This is a genomic window from Flavobacterium saliperosum (assembly GCF_900100625.1).
GTDB classification, from domain to species: Bacteria; Bacteroidota; Bacteroidia; order Flavobacteriales; family Flavobacteriaceae; genus Flavobacterium; species Flavobacterium saliperosum.
Genome location: NZ_FMTY01000010.1, coordinates 1 through 16,148 on the forward strand (window position 1 = coordinate 1; position 16,148 = coordinate 16,148).

At 38.7% G+C, this 16,148-nt stretch carries 13 protein-coding genes; 2 read left to right on the top strand and 11 right to left on the bottom strand.

The window, feature by feature from the left end:
- Positions 1-51: 51 nt before the first annotated feature.
- The gene (locus BLQ05_RS13070; RefSeq protein WP_023577599.1) at positions 52-609 is read left to right on the top strand and encodes a hypothetical protein; all 558 of its coding nucleotides are present in this window, start codon (positions 52-54) and stop codon (positions 607-609) included.
- A 520-nt stretch (positions 610-1,129) separates the two neighbouring features.
- Here BLQ05_RS13070 and BLQ05_RS13075 read toward each other — a convergent pair.
- The 9 genes from BLQ05_RS13075 to BLQ05_RS13115 form a co-directional block, all read right to left on the bottom strand.
- Entirely contained in the window at positions 1,130-2,089 is a 960-nt protein-coding gene (locus BLQ05_RS13075) for an IS110 family RNA-guided transposase (protein ID WP_023577598.1), read from the bottom strand.
- A gap of 309 nt (positions 2,090-2,398) precedes the next feature.
- Complete coding sequence (locus tag BLQ05_RS13080; RefSeq protein ID WP_023577597.1) at positions 2,399-3,577, bottom strand: AIR synthase related protein; 1,179 nt, start codon at positions 3,575-3,577, stop codon at positions 2,399-2,401.
- Positions 3,578-3,717: 140 nt separating this feature from the next.
- The gene (locus BLQ05_RS13085; protein WP_023577596.1) at positions 3,718-4,572 is read right to left on the bottom strand and encodes an OmpA family protein; all 855 of its coding nucleotides are present in this window, start codon (positions 4,570-4,572) and stop codon (positions 3,718-3,720) included.
- A gap of 57 nt (positions 4,573-4,629) precedes the next feature.
- Positions 4,630-5,388, bottom strand: coding sequence for an OmpA family protein (locus BLQ05_RS13090; protein WP_023577595.1), 759 nt, complete (start codon positions 5,386-5,388; stop codon positions 4,630-4,632).
- A 588-nt stretch (positions 5,389-5,976) separates the two neighbouring features.
- The gene (locus BLQ05_RS13095; RefSeq protein WP_023577593.1) at positions 5,977-8,166 is read right to left on the bottom strand and encodes a glutamine synthetase III family protein; all 2,190 of its coding nucleotides are present in this window, start codon (positions 8,164-8,166) and stop codon (positions 5,977-5,979) included.
- 218 nt (positions 8,167-8,384) lie between these two features.
- Entirely contained in the window at positions 8,385-8,900 is a 516-nt protein-coding gene (locus BLQ05_RS13100) for a hypothetical protein (protein ID WP_035655044.1), read from the bottom strand.
- Positions 8,901-9,023: 123 nt separating this feature from the next.
- Positions 9,024-9,617 (bottom strand): uracil-DNA glycosylase family protein, encoded by a 594-nt coding sequence (locus tag BLQ05_RS13105; protein ID WP_023577591.1) that lies wholly within the window; start codon positions 9,615-9,617, stop codon positions 9,024-9,026.
- Between the two features lie 61 nt (positions 9,618-9,678).
- Complete coding sequence (locus BLQ05_RS13110; protein WP_023577590.1) at positions 9,679-13,104, bottom strand: methylmalonyl-CoA mutase family protein; 3,426 nt, start codon at positions 13,102-13,104, stop codon at positions 9,679-9,681.
- Positions 13,105-13,220: 116 nt separating this feature from the next.
- The gene (locus tag BLQ05_RS13115) at positions 13,221-13,775 is read right to left on the bottom strand and encodes a DUF4494 domain-containing protein (protein ID WP_023577589.1); all 555 of its coding nucleotides are present in this window, start codon (positions 13,773-13,775) and stop codon (positions 13,221-13,223) included.
- 260 nt (positions 13,776-14,035) lie between these two features.
- Between BLQ05_RS13115 and BLQ05_RS13120 the strand changes: the two genes are divergently transcribed.
- Positions 14,036-14,287 carry a 4a-hydroxytetrahydrobiopterin dehydratase gene (locus BLQ05_RS13120; RefSeq protein ID WP_023577588.1) on the top strand — a complete coding sequence of 84 codons (252 nt, stop codon included), beginning with the start codon at positions 14,036-14,038 and terminating at the stop codon, positions 14,285-14,287.
- Positions 14,288-14,384: 97 nt separating this feature from the next.
- Here the strand turns inward: BLQ05_RS13120 and BLQ05_RS13125 are convergent, their stop codons facing one another.
- Entirely contained in the window at positions 14,385-15,443 is a 1,059-nt protein-coding gene (locus BLQ05_RS13125) for an NAD(P)-dependent alcohol dehydrogenase (protein WP_023577587.1), read from the bottom strand.
- Positions 15,444-15,488: 45 nt separating this feature from the next.
- Positions 15,489-16,145, bottom strand: a complete 657-nt coding sequence (locus BLQ05_RS13130) for a VOC family protein (protein ID WP_023577586.1) — start codon at positions 16,143-16,145, stop codon at positions 15,489-15,491.
- Positions 16,146-16,148 lie beyond the last annotated feature (3 nt).

Consider the following 16,148-nt stretch of genomic DNA (forward strand, 5'->3'; position numbering starts at 1 on the left):
AAGCCCCGGGACGTTAGCTGTAATTGAAGAAAAACGAAATCTTTAAAAGAAATGAAACAAATAATTTTAATTTTTCTATCGTTAATATTCGTTACTTGTGCAGATGAAAAATCTACCACTGAAAAATTTACTGCTCCTTTAGAAAAGGATATTGTTGATATCACAAAAATTATTATTGAACAAGATTTTATCCCAAATGGAGTAAAACCAGACAGTGAACTTAAAAAATTAAATGTTATATTTAAAAAAGATTATTGGCCAACAAAAGAAGAAGTCCTATTTATTAAACTTTCAAAAGTGTTTCCAAATAATTTAAACAATACTGAATTAAAAAATTACATGGTTTTTCAAAATAATGATAAAAGAGTCTTTAAAATTTCTGATGAAAATTTATCAAAAATCAATGTAACACCTGACAATCCTTTTAATATAAATACAATATCAATCCCAATCTTTAATGTTAATAGAGATTTTGCATATGTTGAAGTCACGCATTATATGAAACCACCAGGGTTTGATACTGGCTCCGGTGGCTGTGATTACTATATTCTCCAAAGAATCAATGGGATTTGGAAAATTACTGACAACAATCTTGTATGGATAACATAATCAACTACAGCTAACAGCGGTTTAACAAAAAACATCTTTAAATAAAGTAATTATCATAGATTTGATTCTTATAAACTTCCCAATTTTTACGATTGTTTTCCTACAATGATTTGGCTTTTAAAAGAACTGAAATACTCCTAAATGTCATTTCTTTTTGTCACTGCTGACCCACTCGACACTATCAAGGATATTTTGAAGCCATTAAATAACTAAATGGAGAGTTTGGATTTTAATAACGTTCTCAACATTTATAAATTAAAAAAACTATTGAAACCAGATTTTATTTTGGGAAAGAATATCTTTGAAAAACAGCAATGAAATTTTCTGATGACAAAAAAGCAATTGAAAAGCTAAAGCAAAAAAATGTTATGTTCAAAAACCATAATCCACATAGAAATCTTCCTTGTTTCTTAAAGAAAAAGCTCTCAAAGTATAATTCACTCAAATAGAATTCACGCTTGTAAAACTGATTCGGTAGTTTGGTATAACATTTACGGTCAAGAGGTAATTAGTGAAGACCTTATCCATCATCATAATCTTCATTGTAGACCATTCCTGATTTGGCAATTGCAAAAGCTTGTCTTAACAATTTGTTACAAACCGCAATCAGCGCCAATTTTTTGCTTTTACCTTTATTAACCAAACGTTCATAAAGATTTTTACAGGCTTTATTGGATTTACAAGCTGTAAAACTGCACAAAAAAAGAAGGTTTCGAAGTTTTGCACTACCCATTTTACTGATTCGTGTTCTTCCTTTAAAACTGCTTCCCGACTGCCGAATTACGGGTGTAATTCCGCAATAGGAACACAATTGACCGCTGGTTTCAAATGGTTTAAATCCGTTCGTTTGAACCACAAGCATAAAGGCTGTTCTTGGTCCGATACCCGGAATAGTCTGTAGCTTCCTAATTAGTCCCAAATACTCATCCCCAATCATTGCTGATAATGAAGTCTCAACTCTGAGTTTCTCTTTCTGAATGTTTTTCAGACACCGCTTAAGTGACCGTAAAACCACTTTACAGGGAACTCCTAAGGTCTCTTCAGCCTGAATTTTATTTTTCAAAGCCGTACACTGCTTGGTGAAGAAGTCAAGCAACCGGATGCATTGGAGACATTGTAACTGATTATGACTGTAGTCGGTCCAAAGTTTCAAATCGCGCTCCTGACCATAAAGACAAATCATTTTGGCATCAGATTTATCGGTTTTGATTCTGCTCAACTTCATTTGGATAAAACGCTTAATCGACAAGGGGTTTTCCACAGAAACTGCAATATTGTGATTCTTAAGAAAATAAGCCAATCGGTAATGATAATATCCTGTGGCTTCCATGACACAATGCGACTGCTTGTTCAATAATTTCAAGAACTTAGAAAAGTCACTTGTTTTGTTGAAAAACTGGTAATGATTCCCTAAAGAATCCATCACATCAAAAGTATCTTTACTGATATCTATGCCAAAAATGATCTTAGCCTCGAACATGAAAAAGAAATTTAAATAAACCCGTTCAGTTAAAATCAAAGGATACAATGTTATAGTTCCCAACACACGTAAGTACAAAAGAGAGGCGATTATCACTGTTGACGGAATCATAAGTTCCTGCAGTTTTCACAACCTCTTTCCTCTCTTCCATACTTATTTTACTTTAAAAAGCCTTCTCTATTCAGAATCTTGTCCAAAAGGATTATAATGGAAGTAATCGTTTCTCAGCTATAAAACATCAGACTCAAACGTGAATCTGAAATCAAAATGCTTTAAAAATAAAAAATCCCTCTTCCGAGGGATTTCCTATTAGTATTCAAATACTCCATATTCAGAAGCAATGGTTAATTTTTTGTTTTCGGAAGCTTCTACCCTTCCTATGATTTGTGCCTCAACTCCAAATGATTTTGAAATTTCAATGATGTCTTCGGCGATATCCGCAGGAATGTACAACTCCATTCGGTGACCGCAGTTAAACACCTGATACATTTCTTTCCAATCGGTATTGGATTGTTCCTGAATAAGCTTGAATAATGGCGGAACCGGGAATAAATTGTCTTTAACAATATGCAGATTATCTACAAAATGAAGTATTTTGGTTTGCGCACCACCACTACAATGCACCATCCCGTGAATCAATCCTGCAGTATATTTATCCAAAATCGCTTTGATAATCGGTGCATACGTTCGTGTTGGCGAAAGCACTAATTTTCCGGCATCAATCGGAGAGCCTTCCACTTTGTCGGTTAATTTCACGTTTCCGGAATACACCAATTCTTTCGGTACCGAAGCATCATAACTTTCCGGATATCTTTCGGCTAAATAATTGGCAAACACATCATGACGTGCCGATGTCAATCCGTTACTGCCCATGCCGCCGTTGTATCCTTTTTCATAATTCGCCTGTCCGAAAGAAGCCAGTCCTACAATCACATCTCCCGCCTCGATATTGGCATTGTCCACCACATCTTCGCGTTTCATACGGGCCGTTACTGTCGAATCAACTATGATGGTTCGTACTAAATCACCTACATCGGCTGTTTCGCCTCCGGTAGAATTGATGGTTACCCCATAATCTTTCAGCTCCGCAATAAGTTCTTCGGTTCCGTTGATAATCGCCGAAAGCACTTCGCCCGGAATCAGGTTTTTGTTTCTTCCGATAGTGGATGACAACATGATATTATCGGTAGCGCCCACACACAACAAATCGTCAATATTCATAATCAACGCATCTTGTGCGATTCCTTTCCAAACCGAAATATCGCCTGTTTCTTTCCAATACATGTAGGCCAAAGACGATTTAGTTCCGGCACCATCGGCGTGCATGATTAAACAATAATCCTCATCACCGGTTAAATAATCGGGAACAATTTTACAGAAAGCTTTGGGAAATAACCCTTTATCGATGTTTTTGATGGCGTTGTGCACATCTTCTTTGGAAGCCGAAACTCCGCGCAGGTTGTAACGTTGACTGTTATCAGAACTCATTCTATTGGTTTGTGTTGTTGTGGTGCAAAGGTAAGGAGAAAAATAGAGAATTGAAAATAGAAACAAGAGCCAAGAGTCAAGAAGAAATTCAATTCGAAATACCAAATATCAATCGACTCTTGATTCTTGATTCTCCTTTTCTATTTACTCAAAATCATAATTTCCACCCGACGGTTAGCCAAAGCCTGTTCTTCATTGGCTTCCGGTATTGGATATTTTGGATGGGATACGCCGAAGCCTTTCACTTTTACCCTTTTCTGAGCAACCCCGTTACCTTCCAAAACTCTTCGTATCTGTTTGGCTCTGTCTAAAGAAAGATGTCTTCTGTCTGCATCAATACAGCAAATATGACCTTGTATTTCGATAACCATGTTTGGATTTTTAGTCATCACATCAATTAATTCATCCATAGCCGGTTTGGAAGTCGGCATCATTCCGAAAGAATTCTGATAGAAAAAAATGTTCTTGATTACGATTCTGGTTCCGGGTTTGGCCAAAGCTACCTTTTCTTCCAAAGTCGCATTCACTGGAAAATGCATGTCTTCTTCTTCAATCGGAACAATTTCTGCAATGGGAACTGCAATTGGTTTAATCCCTAAAATTTCATTCTCACGGGCCAAATCTTTCGGAAGGATGTAATAAATCACCACTTTTCGATTTTCGGCTTTATTTTTGGATTGTTTGTGCGTTTCCCCAAAGCTGCGTGTTTTAAAATCCTCGCGTATTTTCACATTACTCTTAAGAATGATATTATGAATGAAATTCACACGGCGTTGGGAAAGCGAATCGTTATGGGCATTGGTACCGTCTTCGTCTGTAAATCCGCTAATGGCAACTACTTTCGATTCTTTGTTGGCAGCAATCCAATTGTTTAAAATCTCGGATTGCTTTTTTGTCGTCTCGTGCTTATTGCTTTCGAAATAAACCGAAAACTGTTCCTGCGCCGAAACAAAGAAAGGAAAAACAAGAACAAAAAACAGGAGGAAACGTTTCATAAAAATGCTTTTTATCTATAACGAATAAACGAAAATATTATGATAAATAAAACTATTTTATTGATTTTCAAGAATGAGAATTTCGACTCTTCGGTTTTCGTCGCGTTCGAATTCGTTTTGCTCCGGTATGTTATAAAGAGGCTGTGAACTGCCGAAACCTTTATACGAAAGTCGATTTACAGCAATTCCGTTTTCAATAAGATAATTGTATACTGTTTTACAACGCAAGGTGGAAATATCCTCGACATCAAATTTTTCCTGACAGCAGATATGCCCCTGAATTTCGATTTTGAGTTTCGGGTTTTGCTGCATGATTTCGAGTAACTCCGCTAAAACCGGACGTGATTTCGGCACCACTATTCCGGAGCGGTTGTAGAAATTCAGATTTCGGAGTCGGAGTTTGTCGCCTACTTTCAATTGTGCGATTTTATCGGCTAACTTTTCTTCTTTCTTTTTGAAATAAATTTCCACTTTCCGGTTTTCGTCCTGAATTTTGGATTGTTCGAAACGTTTTCCAAAACCTTTGGTTTCCAATTGTTTCGCCAAACGGATTTTATTATCCCGCAATGTTTTCAGAACCGAATTCACCCTGCGCACCGCAAGTTTGTCATTATATTCGTGCGAACCCACGCTATCGCAAAATCCGTAAATACGCGCTACTTCCACATCTTTGTTTGTTGCAATCCAATCGGCTAATTTCTGATTCGAATCGGAATTGGTCTGATGAATATCAAAATCGAAATAAACGGTAAATTTTTCCTGTGCAGAAACAGCACTGAACGAAATCAGTAAAAGAAGTAATAGGTGTTTTTTCATGATGCGATTTGTATCTGACTAAGTTACAAAAAAGAAAAGCACTCTCTTTTTAAAAAAAGAAAATGCTTTTCACAATTAAAAAACAAGTGTACTGATTTCGGATTAAAAAAGTGAGACAGACAGTGCCCGTCTCACTTTTTCTCTATGGGTTTGGTTTGTTTCTGAGTACAGGAGCAACTAACAAATTATCGATTTTTTAAAACACAAACGATGTGCTTTACCAAGTTGAATAAATTCTTCGAGGTTAAAATTGATGTTTGCTCCTGCTCGGTTAACGAAATTCATTGCAGAAAATCGTGTACTTTAAATGTGAACCCATACAGTTATAAACAATAAAAAAACTCGCATTAATGCAGGGAAAATAAAACGTTGAGGGAAATCTAATCTTGCGATTACGTTGTTGGAAATAAATCTGTGGTTGATTTATAGTTCAAATTTAGTACAATTATTTTTCACACAAAAAGCTTTAATGATTTATTTTTCAGAGGATTACATTTTTTCTACGAAGCGATTAAAAAAGCAGATTAACTACCCTAAAATCATAAAAAAACCTCCCGAAGGAGGTCTTAAAAAATAAAAACAAACAGATTATTTTGTAAATAACAATTCTCTGTATTTTGTTAATGTCCAAACTTCATCGTCAACCAACAATTCCAGTTTATCACAATGGTTTCTGATGATATCAAAATACGGTTTCACTTTATCACAGTAGGCATCGGCCATTTTTTCAGTGCTGGTAAGATTGTTGGCTTTCTTACGTTCTTCCGTCATTAATTCCACATTCGTATTAATGCCTTCGATATGCTCAGAAATTTCTTTGATCAATCCGATTTGCTCTTTGGCAATTTTCTCGAAATCTTTCCCGAAAATTTCTTTTAATCCTCTTACGTTTTCAATTAACGTATTTTGGTATTTAATCGCAGTCGGAATCACGTGATTGCGGGCAATATCCCCTAACACACGTCCTTCAATCTGGATTTTTTTTGTGTACTCTTCCAATTCGATTTCGTAACGCGATTCTACCTCAACATGGTTCATTACGTTCATTTCTCCGAAAAGTGCCACCGCTTTTTCAGACACTTTCGCTTTTAAAGCTTTTGGTGTGGTTTTGTGATTGCTCAATCCGCGTTTTTTCGCTTCTTTTTCCCAAGCTTCGCTATATCCGTCGCCTTCAAATAAAATCGCTTTGGTTTGTTTGATGTATTCTCTTAACACGTTGAAGATCGCATCGTCTTTCTTCATGTCTTTTTTCTCGATTAAGGCATCCACCTCAACTTTAAAATCTTTCAATTGTTTTGCCACAATCGTATTTAAAGTCGTCATGGAAACCGCACAGTTAGCCGAAGAACCTACCGCTCTGAACTCGAACTTGTTTCCTGTGAAAGCGAATGGAGACGTTCTGTTTCTGTCGGTGTTATCCAATAAAACGTCCGGTAATTTTCCAACTACGTTTAGTTTTAAATCGGTTTTTTCTTCCGGAGATAATTTCCCTGTGGAAACCCCTTCCAGTTCCGCTAATACTTTTGTCAATTGTTGTCCGATGAAAACCGAAATGATGGCCGGTGGTGCTTCGTTCGCTCCCAAACGGTGATCGTTACTTGCCGAAGCAATTGAGGCTCTCAACAATTCTTCATAATCGTGTACCGCTTTGATGGTATTGATGAAGAACGTTAGGAACTGTAAGTTGCTCATTGGCGTTTTACCCGGACTTAACAAGTTAATTCCCGTATCGGTTGCTAACGACCAGTTGTTGTGTTTACCCGATCCGTTGACTCCTTTGAACGGTTTTTCATGGAACAACACTTTGAAATCATGACGTTCGGCCACTTTTTGCATTACATCCATCAACAAAGAGTTGTGGTCTACCGCTAAGTTCGTTTCTTCGAAAATCGGAGCCAACTCAAACTGATTCGGAGCTACCTCATTGTGACGCGTTTTTACCGGAATACCCAATAACATACACTCGTTTTCCAAATCTCTCATGTATTGCAATACACGTGTTGGAATCGAACCGAAATAATGGTCATCCAATTGTTGTCCTTTAGAAGACGTGTGTCCTAATAACGTTCTTCCTGTCGCTAAAATATCCGGACGGGAATAGGCTAATGCACTGTCAACCAAGAAATATTCCTGCTCCCAACCTAACGTCGGGGTGATTTTTTTAACGTTTTTATCAAAATATTTAGCCACATCAGTTGCAGCCGTATCGATGGCATGTAATGCTCTTAATAAAGGGGTTTTGTTATCCAATGCTTCTCCGGTATAAGAGATGAAAACAGTTGGAATACACAAAGTGGTTCCGAAGATAAATGCGGGTGATGTCGGATCCCAAGCCGTATACCCACGTGCCTCGAAAGTATTACGGATTCCTCCGTTAGGGAAAGACGACGCATCCGGCTCTTGTTGTACCAATTGACTTCCTCCGAATTTTTCTACCGGATCACTGCCGTCCATTGACGTTTCGAAGAACGCGTCGTGTTTTTCAGCGGTTGTTCCTGTTAACGGTTGGAACCAGTGGGTATAATGTGTTACGTTTTTCGATAAGGCCCATTCTTTCATTCCCATGGCAATGTACTCCGCCAGTTTTCTGTCGATTTTGGTTCCGAATTCATTCGCGTTTTTTACCGCTTTGTACGCTTCAGGAGTTAAAAACTGTCGCATAGCCTTATCTCCAAAAACGTTGCTGCCGAAAATCACTGATTTTCTGTCCAATTCTTCTACCACTACCGGTTTTCTGTCTGTTGCTTTTTCTAAAGCCTTGAAACGAAATGTTGCCATAAAGTTGTGTTTTTAAAATTATACCCTCTAATTATAGAGCAAAAATATAAATTTTTACATTACAAAACACATTACCCCTAAAAAAATAGGGGTGCATCTTAAAAACAGCTTTAAAAAATAAATAAACACCCTTATAATTCAGTTGATTTCTATTCTGAAAAAATAAAACCATAAAAAAAGCCGTCCGAAGACAGCTTTTCAATATAGCTAATATGTCATTACATTTTTATTTTCTGAATCTTGGATTCATCTATACCATATGCTTGAATTACCGCCTGATAATCGTTCACATCTACTTTGTTAGCTGATTTCCCAAAAGCAGCCGGAATAACCACCACTCTGAAAATCTGATCTAATTTATATGCATTTGACAATCCCGCCAAATCGTAACCGTACAAATTAATCTTGACATCATATTGCGTAAAATCGTTATTGTATCCAAAATCCAACGTTCCGTCATCAAAATAATAAGTTTCCGGAAGTAATTTCCAGATATCACCTGCCGAACTTCCGCCCGCCAAACGATACACCAAAACCATATCGGAAGAATAAATAGTATGAGGAAAGTCCAGAAAAAGACTGTAATTGTTCGGATAGAAATCGACATTGGTATATTCCCAAACCTCACTTATGGTATCCTGATCGTACGTATCTTGTACAACCACTTCTTCTCTAACGCAACTTGTAAGCCCAATCATCCCGATAAAAGCTAATACTAAAGTAATTTTTTTCATAGGTGTATCTTTTATTATTTTGGTTTTATAAATCAGGTTTTTCATGACAAAATGTTTTACTGTTTATTTGTACTATTTTATATCCAATAGTCGTGCCAAAAATTGTTTTGGTGAAAAATCGGATTATTTCAAATAATTGGAAAATTGATTTACCAACGTTTCCACCGATACCGTGCTGGCCGAAGACGTCGAATTCAGAATCACACAATCCACAATTCTTTCATCAAAACGAACCGTAAACTGCTGCTCCGATTTGATTTTAAAGTCAGCCGGAAAAGAAGCCGGAATGTTTTCCTCTTTCAGATACCGCATAAACGCATGTGCCGCACTGTTCTTTGCCGAAAACCCCAAAAGTACAATCTGTCTCAACTCCGGGTGATTCGCGACTATTTTCCGTATGTCCTGGTATTTGAGGATTGTAATATTGGAATCCAGCGAACTGTTATTGCTGCGTTTGATTTCCAATCCGACATCATGAATGCCGACTTTCAGTTTCTCCATTATCCTTTTCCGTTCCTCCACCGCCTGTTCCTTATCCGTTAACGGAACTTCTAAAGGCATTTCTGAGATAAGAGAAGCTACTTTCCAAAAACGGTTTTGTTTGTTCGGATAATAGAACGGAAACGCATGCTTACTCTGATGTGGTGGAAAACTTCCCAAGATCAGACTGTGCATCGGATGAAAATCATGAAACCAATTGGGATGTTGCTCTATCATAGCTACTTTATAAAAAAACCTTCCGTTTCCGAAAGGTTTTCAATTTATTTAAATACAATAATTACATATTTCTTCGGTACTGTCCTCCTACCTCAAACAAAGCGGAAGTAATCTGACCTAACGAACATACTTTGGTCGCATCCATCAGTTTCTCAAAAATATTCTGATTGTTGATGGCCGCCTCCTGAATGATGTTCAATTGCTCTTCCACTTTATCCGCATTCGCTTTGTGCAAATGGTCTAACATTACAATCTGATATTGTTTCTCTTCTTCCGTGGCACGGATAACCTCAGCCGGTATAACCGTTGGCGAACCTTTAGAACTCAGAAATGTATTTACACCGATAATCGGGAATTCTCCGGTATGTTTCAAGGTTTCGTAATACAACGATTCTTCCTGGATTTTCGAACGTTGGTACATCGTTTCCATAGCACCTAATACACCACCTCTTTCGGTAATTCTGTCGAATTCGGCTAAAACGGCATCTTCCACTAAATCGGTTAATTCTTCAATAATGAATGATCCTTGAATCGGGTTTTCGTTTTTAGCTAATCCTAATTCTTTATTGATGATTAACTGGATGGCCATTGCTCTACGTACGGATTCTTCGGTTGGTGTTGTAATCGCCTCATCATATGCATTGGTGTGCAATGAATTACAGTTATCATAAATCGCATACAACGCCTGTAACGTAGTACGAATATCATTAAAGTCAATTTCCTGAGCGTGTAACGAACGACCGGATGTTTGAATATGGTATTTCAACATTTGTGCTCTTTCGTTGGCTCCGTATTTGTTTTTCAAGGCTTTGGCCCAGATTTTACGTGCCACACGACCGATTACCGCATATTCCGGATCGATACCGTTCGAGAAGAAGAACGATAAATTCGGACCGAAATCGTTGATGTTCATGCCACGGCTTAAATAGTATTCCACGTAAGTGAAACCGTTTGCCAAGGTGAATGCCAACTGCGTAATAGGATTCGCTCCCGCTTCCGCAATGTGGTAGCCCGAAATCGAAACCGAATAGAAGTTACGAACATTCTCCTTAATAAAGTATTCCTGAACGTCACCCATCAAACGAAGGGCAAATTCCGTAGAGAAAATACAGGTATTTTGTGCCTGATCTTCTTTTAGGATATCCGCCTGAACCGTTCCACGAACTTGCGCGAGTGTTTTTATTTTGATATCGTTATAAACATCCAATGGTAAAACCTCATCTCCGGTAACACCCAAAAGCATCAAGCCTAAACCGTCATTCCCGGCAGGCAATTCGCCTTGGTAATGCGGACGCTCTACTCCTTTTTGCTTATAAATAGCGTTGATTTTTGCTTCAACTTCTTTTTCTAAACCGTTTTCTTTGATGTATTTCTCACAGTTCTGATCGATAGCCGCATTCATGAAGAAGCCTAACAACATCGGAGCCGGACCGTTGATGGTCATCGAAACCGAAGTCATCGGGTGGCTCAAATCGAAACCGGAGTATAATTTTTTAGCATCGTCCAAGCAACAGATGGAAACTCCGGCATTACCGATTTTCCCGTAAATATCAGGACGCACGTGCGGATCATTTCCGTATAACGTTACACTGTCAAAAGCGGTCGACAAACGTTTTGCTGGCAAACCGGCGCTCACATAATGGAAACGTTTGTTGGTTCTTTCCGGACCTCCTTCACCGGCAAACATACGCGAAGGATCTTCGCCTTCACGTTTGAACGGATACAATCCCGAAGCGAACGGGAATTCTCCCGGTACGTTTTCCTGTAAATTCCATTTCAGGATATCACCCCAAGCCTGGTATTTCGGTAAGGCTACTTTTGGAATCTGACTATGTGAAAGTGATTCTGTATGTGTAGCTATTTTAATTTCCTTATCGCGTACTTTAAACGAGTACACCGGATTTTTATATTTGTTTACTTTTTCATCCCATGTTAAAATGATTTCCCAGTTATACGGGTCCAAATTCATTTTTACGCGGTCGAATTCTTTGGTAAGCAAGGATAAGAACTCTTGTTTGTCCGGTGAATGATTCAATGAATCTTCCACAATTCCGGCTTTGTCAAGTTTTGGAATTCTTCCGGAAACGGTTTCCACTGTTTTGAAAATACCATATAATTTCTGAGCCACATCTACCTGAGAAAGCGCGGTTTCATCGTACTTACGGTTGTTTTCGGCAATTTCAGACAAATAACGCGTTCTGTGCGGTGGAATCACGAAGATTTTCTCACTCATTTCACGCGTAATCTGGAACGTCGAATGCAAATCGATTCCCGTTTTCTCCACAATTTTATCCATGATGGATTTGTAAAGCGTATTCATTCCCGGATCGTTAAACTGCGAAGCAATTGTTCCGAAAACCGGCATTTTATCTGGGTCAACGTCCCATAAATTATGGTTACGCTGGTATTGTTTTTTCACATCGCGGATGGCATCTAAAGCACCACGCTTGTCGAATTTATTCAAAGCTACCAAATCGGCGAAATCCAACATGTCGATTTTCTCCAATTGGGTTGCTGCCCCGAATTCAGGCGTCATTACGTATAACGAAACATCGGAGTGATCCATGATTTCCGTATCCGACTGACCAATTCCTGAAGTTTCCAGAACGATTAAATCGTATTTAGCAGCTTTCAACACTTCAATGGCTTCCTGAACGTATTTCGATAATGCCAGATTTGATTGACGGGTTGCTAACGAACGCATGTATACTCTAGGATTGTTGATTGCGTTCATTCGGATTCGGTCTCCTAAAAGTGCTCCACCCGTTTTACGTTTGGACGGATCCACCGAGATTAATCCGATGGTTTTTTCAGGGAAATCGATTAAGAAACGACGTACCAACTCATCCACTAAAGAGGATTTTCCGGCACCACCTGTTCCTGTAATACCTAAAACCGGAGTCTTACTGTCTTTATTTTTTTCGTAAATCGCTTCCAAAGCAGGTTTTGCCACTTCGGGGAAATTTTCCGCCGAAGATATCAGTCGGGCAATTGCTGTGGGATTCTTATCTTCGAGATGATCCAGTTCTCCGTTCAAAACTTGTCCTACCGGAAAATCGGAACGTTTTACCAAATCGTTAATCATTCCCTGCAATCCCAATTCACGACCGTCGTCCGGAGAATAAATTCTTTCGATACCGTACTCGTGCAATTCGGAGATTTCCGAAGGAAGGATTACACCGCCACCGCCACCAAAAATTTTGATATGACCTGCTCCTTTTTCTTTCAGCAAATCATACATGTATTTGAAATATTCGTTGTGGCCGCCCTGATATGACGTCATCGCAATCGCATTGGCATCTTCCTGAATAGCGGTATTCACCACTTCTTCCACACTTCTGTCGTGACCTAAATGAATCACCTCAACACCGGTGGCCTGAATGATTCGGCGCATAATATTGATGGCTGCATCGTGTCCGTCAAAAAGTGAAGCAGCGGTCACAATTCGTACTTTATTTATGGGTTGGTAAGGTTGTACTGGTTCCATTTTGTATGCTATAGATTTGAGGACGCAATTTACGCATTTATTAAAAATTAACTATTTAAAACTTAAATTCTTCTGAACAAAAAAAGGCGGGTTTGAAATCCCGCCTATATTTATAACTATACTATTTCCCCAACAATTTCCGGGTCAAATTCCATATGATCCGCTATTTCTTCCTCTTTTTCCGGTTTGGAAGCTTTAAGGGCATTGAATTTTTCCAATTGTTCCAATCCGTCTTCTTCCCCACTGAAATACGGAAAAACATCCATAATAGGGGATTCCGAAATGGCCGGTATGGTGTATTCACCCATCGTATTTTTCATGGCGAAAACGGTGTTATCAAACGCCTCTTTGACATCGTTGGCCTGTACCAGCAGATAAAAACTCGTTTTTCGTTCTTTACCGCTTTCTTCGTCATACGCCAATAACGAAACTTTTGATTTGAACCATCGGTCTGTATTTTCGAAGGGATGAATTTCGGCATAATTGGCCACTTTTATATTCGTGATTTTAAATTCTTCACTAACATAAGCTGCCATTTCTGCATTGATTCTGGTTTCGGCTTCCGTATAGGATAAAGCATCTACCAAATAAGGCTCTGTGGTAACCTTTTGAACTCCATTATCATCTGTTTTTCTGTATTTTACTTTACATTCATACCAAATTGCTCCCATAACTGTTTTTTTTTTAAGGATGGCAAAGTTAGATTTTAAACGGCATTGGACGCATAATTTCTGAAATAGATATTCACAATTTGCGATGGGTATTAGTATTGGTTTATATTTTATTTTCTTTGACAACTATTTTCTGTTAATTTACAAAAAAGTAAAAAAAGAAAACAAATTAAACGGAATCGAGTTATAAAATTTCACATAGGAAGTACTGCTAAATTTTGCGTATCTTTAAGCTAACGAACAACTTAAAAGAAAACCCTATGACATCACATAATCAATCCGAGTGGAAAGAGGCAAACGGCAAGCTATTCAAAAGTTTTCTTTTCAGTGATTTTTCAGAAGCTTTCGGCTTTATGACCAGAGTGGCGTTAGTGGCACAACAACTGGACCATCACCCTATGTGGACCAATACCTGGAATAAAGTGGAAATTTGGCTGTCGACGCACTCTGCCGGAGATGTGGTTACTGATAAGGACCGGGAATTGGCGGCTAGAATTGACGGTTTGATCTGAGTCGGAATGTTACAGATTACAAACCATAAACAAACAAAGGGCAAACAATCAAAATTTTGAATTGTTCACCCCTTATATCACTACCTATTTTTAGTGGCTATCTTTTCAAAGAAGCCATATCAATTACAAAACGGTAACGAACATCGCTTTTAAGCATTCTTTCATAGGCTTGGTTGATATCCTGCATCTTGATCACCTCAATTTCCGATACGATGTTGTGCTTGCCACAAAAATCAAGCATTTCCTGTGTTTCCGCTATTCCGCCAATTAAAGAACCAGCTACTGCTCTTCTGCCCATAATCATCGGAACGGTATGTAAAAGGGGGGCCAATCCGCCCAAATACCCCACCACAACCAAGGTGCCACTAATCGTTAAAGTTCCGATATAAGGATTCACGTCGTGAACATAAGGCACGGTATCTATAATCACATCAAATTTTCCACTTACTGAATTCATCTGAGCTTCGTCTGTGGAGATAATTACGGCATCGGCGCCCAATGACAAAGCATCTTTCTCTTTATTGGGTGTTCTTGAAAAAAGGGTTACTTCTGCTCCCAAACCTTTGGCGAGTTTAATCGCCATATGCCCCAATCCGCCTAAACCTATTACAGCCACTTTGCTGCCTTTACCAACGTTCCAGTGACGAAGCGGCGACCACGTGGTAATTCCTGCGCAAAGCAATGGTGCTGTAGCTGCCAAATCCAGATTAGATGGCACTTTCAGTACGAAATGTTCCTCTACCACCACTTTTTCGGAATAGCCGCCTAACGTCATCCCTCCCAAATGTTTGTCTTCACTATTGTAAGTGCCAACCCATCCGTTTAAACAGTATTGTTCCAGATCTTGCGCACAGCTACTGCAGGTACGGCAAGAATCCACCAAACACCCTACGGCGGCAAAATCGCCCACTTTCAGTTTGGTCACTTCGCTGCCTACTTTGGTTACTTTGCCCACAATCTCGTGACCGGGAACAGTCGGATAAACCGTGAAGCCCCAATCGTTTCTTGCCGTATGCAAGTCGGAGTGACAAACCCCGCAATACAAAATTTCAATTTCAATATCTTTTGCGGTAACGTCTCTGCGTTCGATACTCATTTGTATTAAAGGTGCATCGGCCGCATGTGTCCCGAATGCTTTTACATTGGTTGTTTCCATAATTTATTGATTAATTTAATTGGTTGTTATTTCACTTAAACACTCTCACGGAATGAAGATAATCTCATGTTGTTTTTCGTTGTGCTGAAAAATCACTTTCGTCGAGAACGGTTGTGCATTCTGTGTTGTTGGAAACCAATTTCTGTTAGTACCGGAAACAATGAACAAACCGTGGTTATCGCCCAAAACAGCGAAGTTTTCGCGTTTGGGTTGCATTACAAAATAATCCGTTTCATATTTTTGATTGACGGCATCACAAAATCCGAGGACATCATCCACAACAAAACCGATTTCACTTACTTTCAGAAAGGAAGTACCATCGAATGGTTCATCCGAAGTATTTTTCAAATCATAGCGTACAATGCATTCCAGAACATTTCCGTTAGTATCGTAGAAATAAAAAGATTTTGCATGCCAATTCGTGAAATCTATAATTTCATGGGCTTCAAACGAAATCACTTCGGCTCTTTTCCGAATCCACTCCAATGCTTCATACAATCGGTTTTCAGGAATGTCGAAAGCAAAATGATATATCGGCTTTGGAATTGTATCCGACAGATGAAAACACAATTCTGAAGTTCCAATCTGAAAAGAAAGAAGTCCATCCGATTTCCCTGTAACTTCCAAACCCAGTTTTTTCTCGTAAAAAAATTCGGTTTCCGAAAGGGAGTTGGTTACCAGATGAACTTCTGAAATTTGCATGGA

Excerpts from the sequence above, each read along its gene's own strand:
- BLQ05_RS13070 (WP_023577599.1), top strand. The coding sequence starts at position 52 with ATGAAACAAATAATTTTAATTTTTCTATCGTTAATATTCGTTACTTGT.
- BLQ05_RS13075 (WP_023577598.1), bottom strand. The coding sequence starts at position 2,089 with ATGTTCGAGGCTAAGATCATTTTTGGCATAGATATCAGTAAAGATACT.
- BLQ05_RS13080 (WP_023577597.1), bottom strand. The coding sequence starts at position 3,577 with ATGAGTTCTGATAACAGTCAACGTTACAACCTGCGCGGAGTTTCGGCT.
- BLQ05_RS13085 (WP_023577596.1), bottom strand. The coding sequence starts at position 4,572 with ATGAAACGTTTCCTCCTGTTTTTTGTTCTTGTTTTTCCTTTCTTTGTT.
- BLQ05_RS13090 (WP_023577595.1), bottom strand. The coding sequence starts at position 5,388 with ATGAAAAAACACCTATTACTTCTTTTACTGATTTCGTTCAGTGCTGTT.
- BLQ05_RS13095 (WP_023577593.1), bottom strand. The coding sequence starts at position 8,166 with ATGGCAACATTTCGTTTCAAGGCTTTAGAAAAAGCAACAGACAGAAAA.
- BLQ05_RS13100 (WP_035655044.1), bottom strand. The coding sequence starts at position 8,900 with ATGAAAAAAATTACTTTAGTATTAGCTTTTATCGGGATGATTGGGCTT.
- BLQ05_RS13105 (WP_023577591.1), bottom strand. The coding sequence starts at position 9,617 with ATGATAGAGCAACATCCCAATTGGTTTCATGATTTTCATCCGATGCAC.
- BLQ05_RS13110 (WP_023577590.1), bottom strand. The coding sequence starts at position 13,104 with ATGGAACCAGTACAACCTTACCAACCCATAAATAAAGTACGAATTGTG.
- BLQ05_RS13115 (WP_023577589.1), bottom strand. The coding sequence starts at position 13,775 with ATGGGAGCAATTTGGTATGAATGTAAAGTAAAATACAGAAAAACAGAT.
- BLQ05_RS13120 (WP_023577588.1), top strand. The coding sequence starts at position 14,036 with ATGACATCACATAATCAATCCGAGTGGAAAGAGGCAAACGGCAAGCTA.
- BLQ05_RS13125 (WP_023577587.1), bottom strand. The coding sequence starts at position 15,443 with ATGGAAACAACCAATGTAAAAGCATTCGGGACACATGCGGCCGATGCA.
- BLQ05_RS13130 (WP_023577586.1), bottom strand. The coding sequence starts at position 16,145 with ATGCAAATTTCAGAAGTTCATCTGGTAACCAACTCCCTTTCGGAAACC.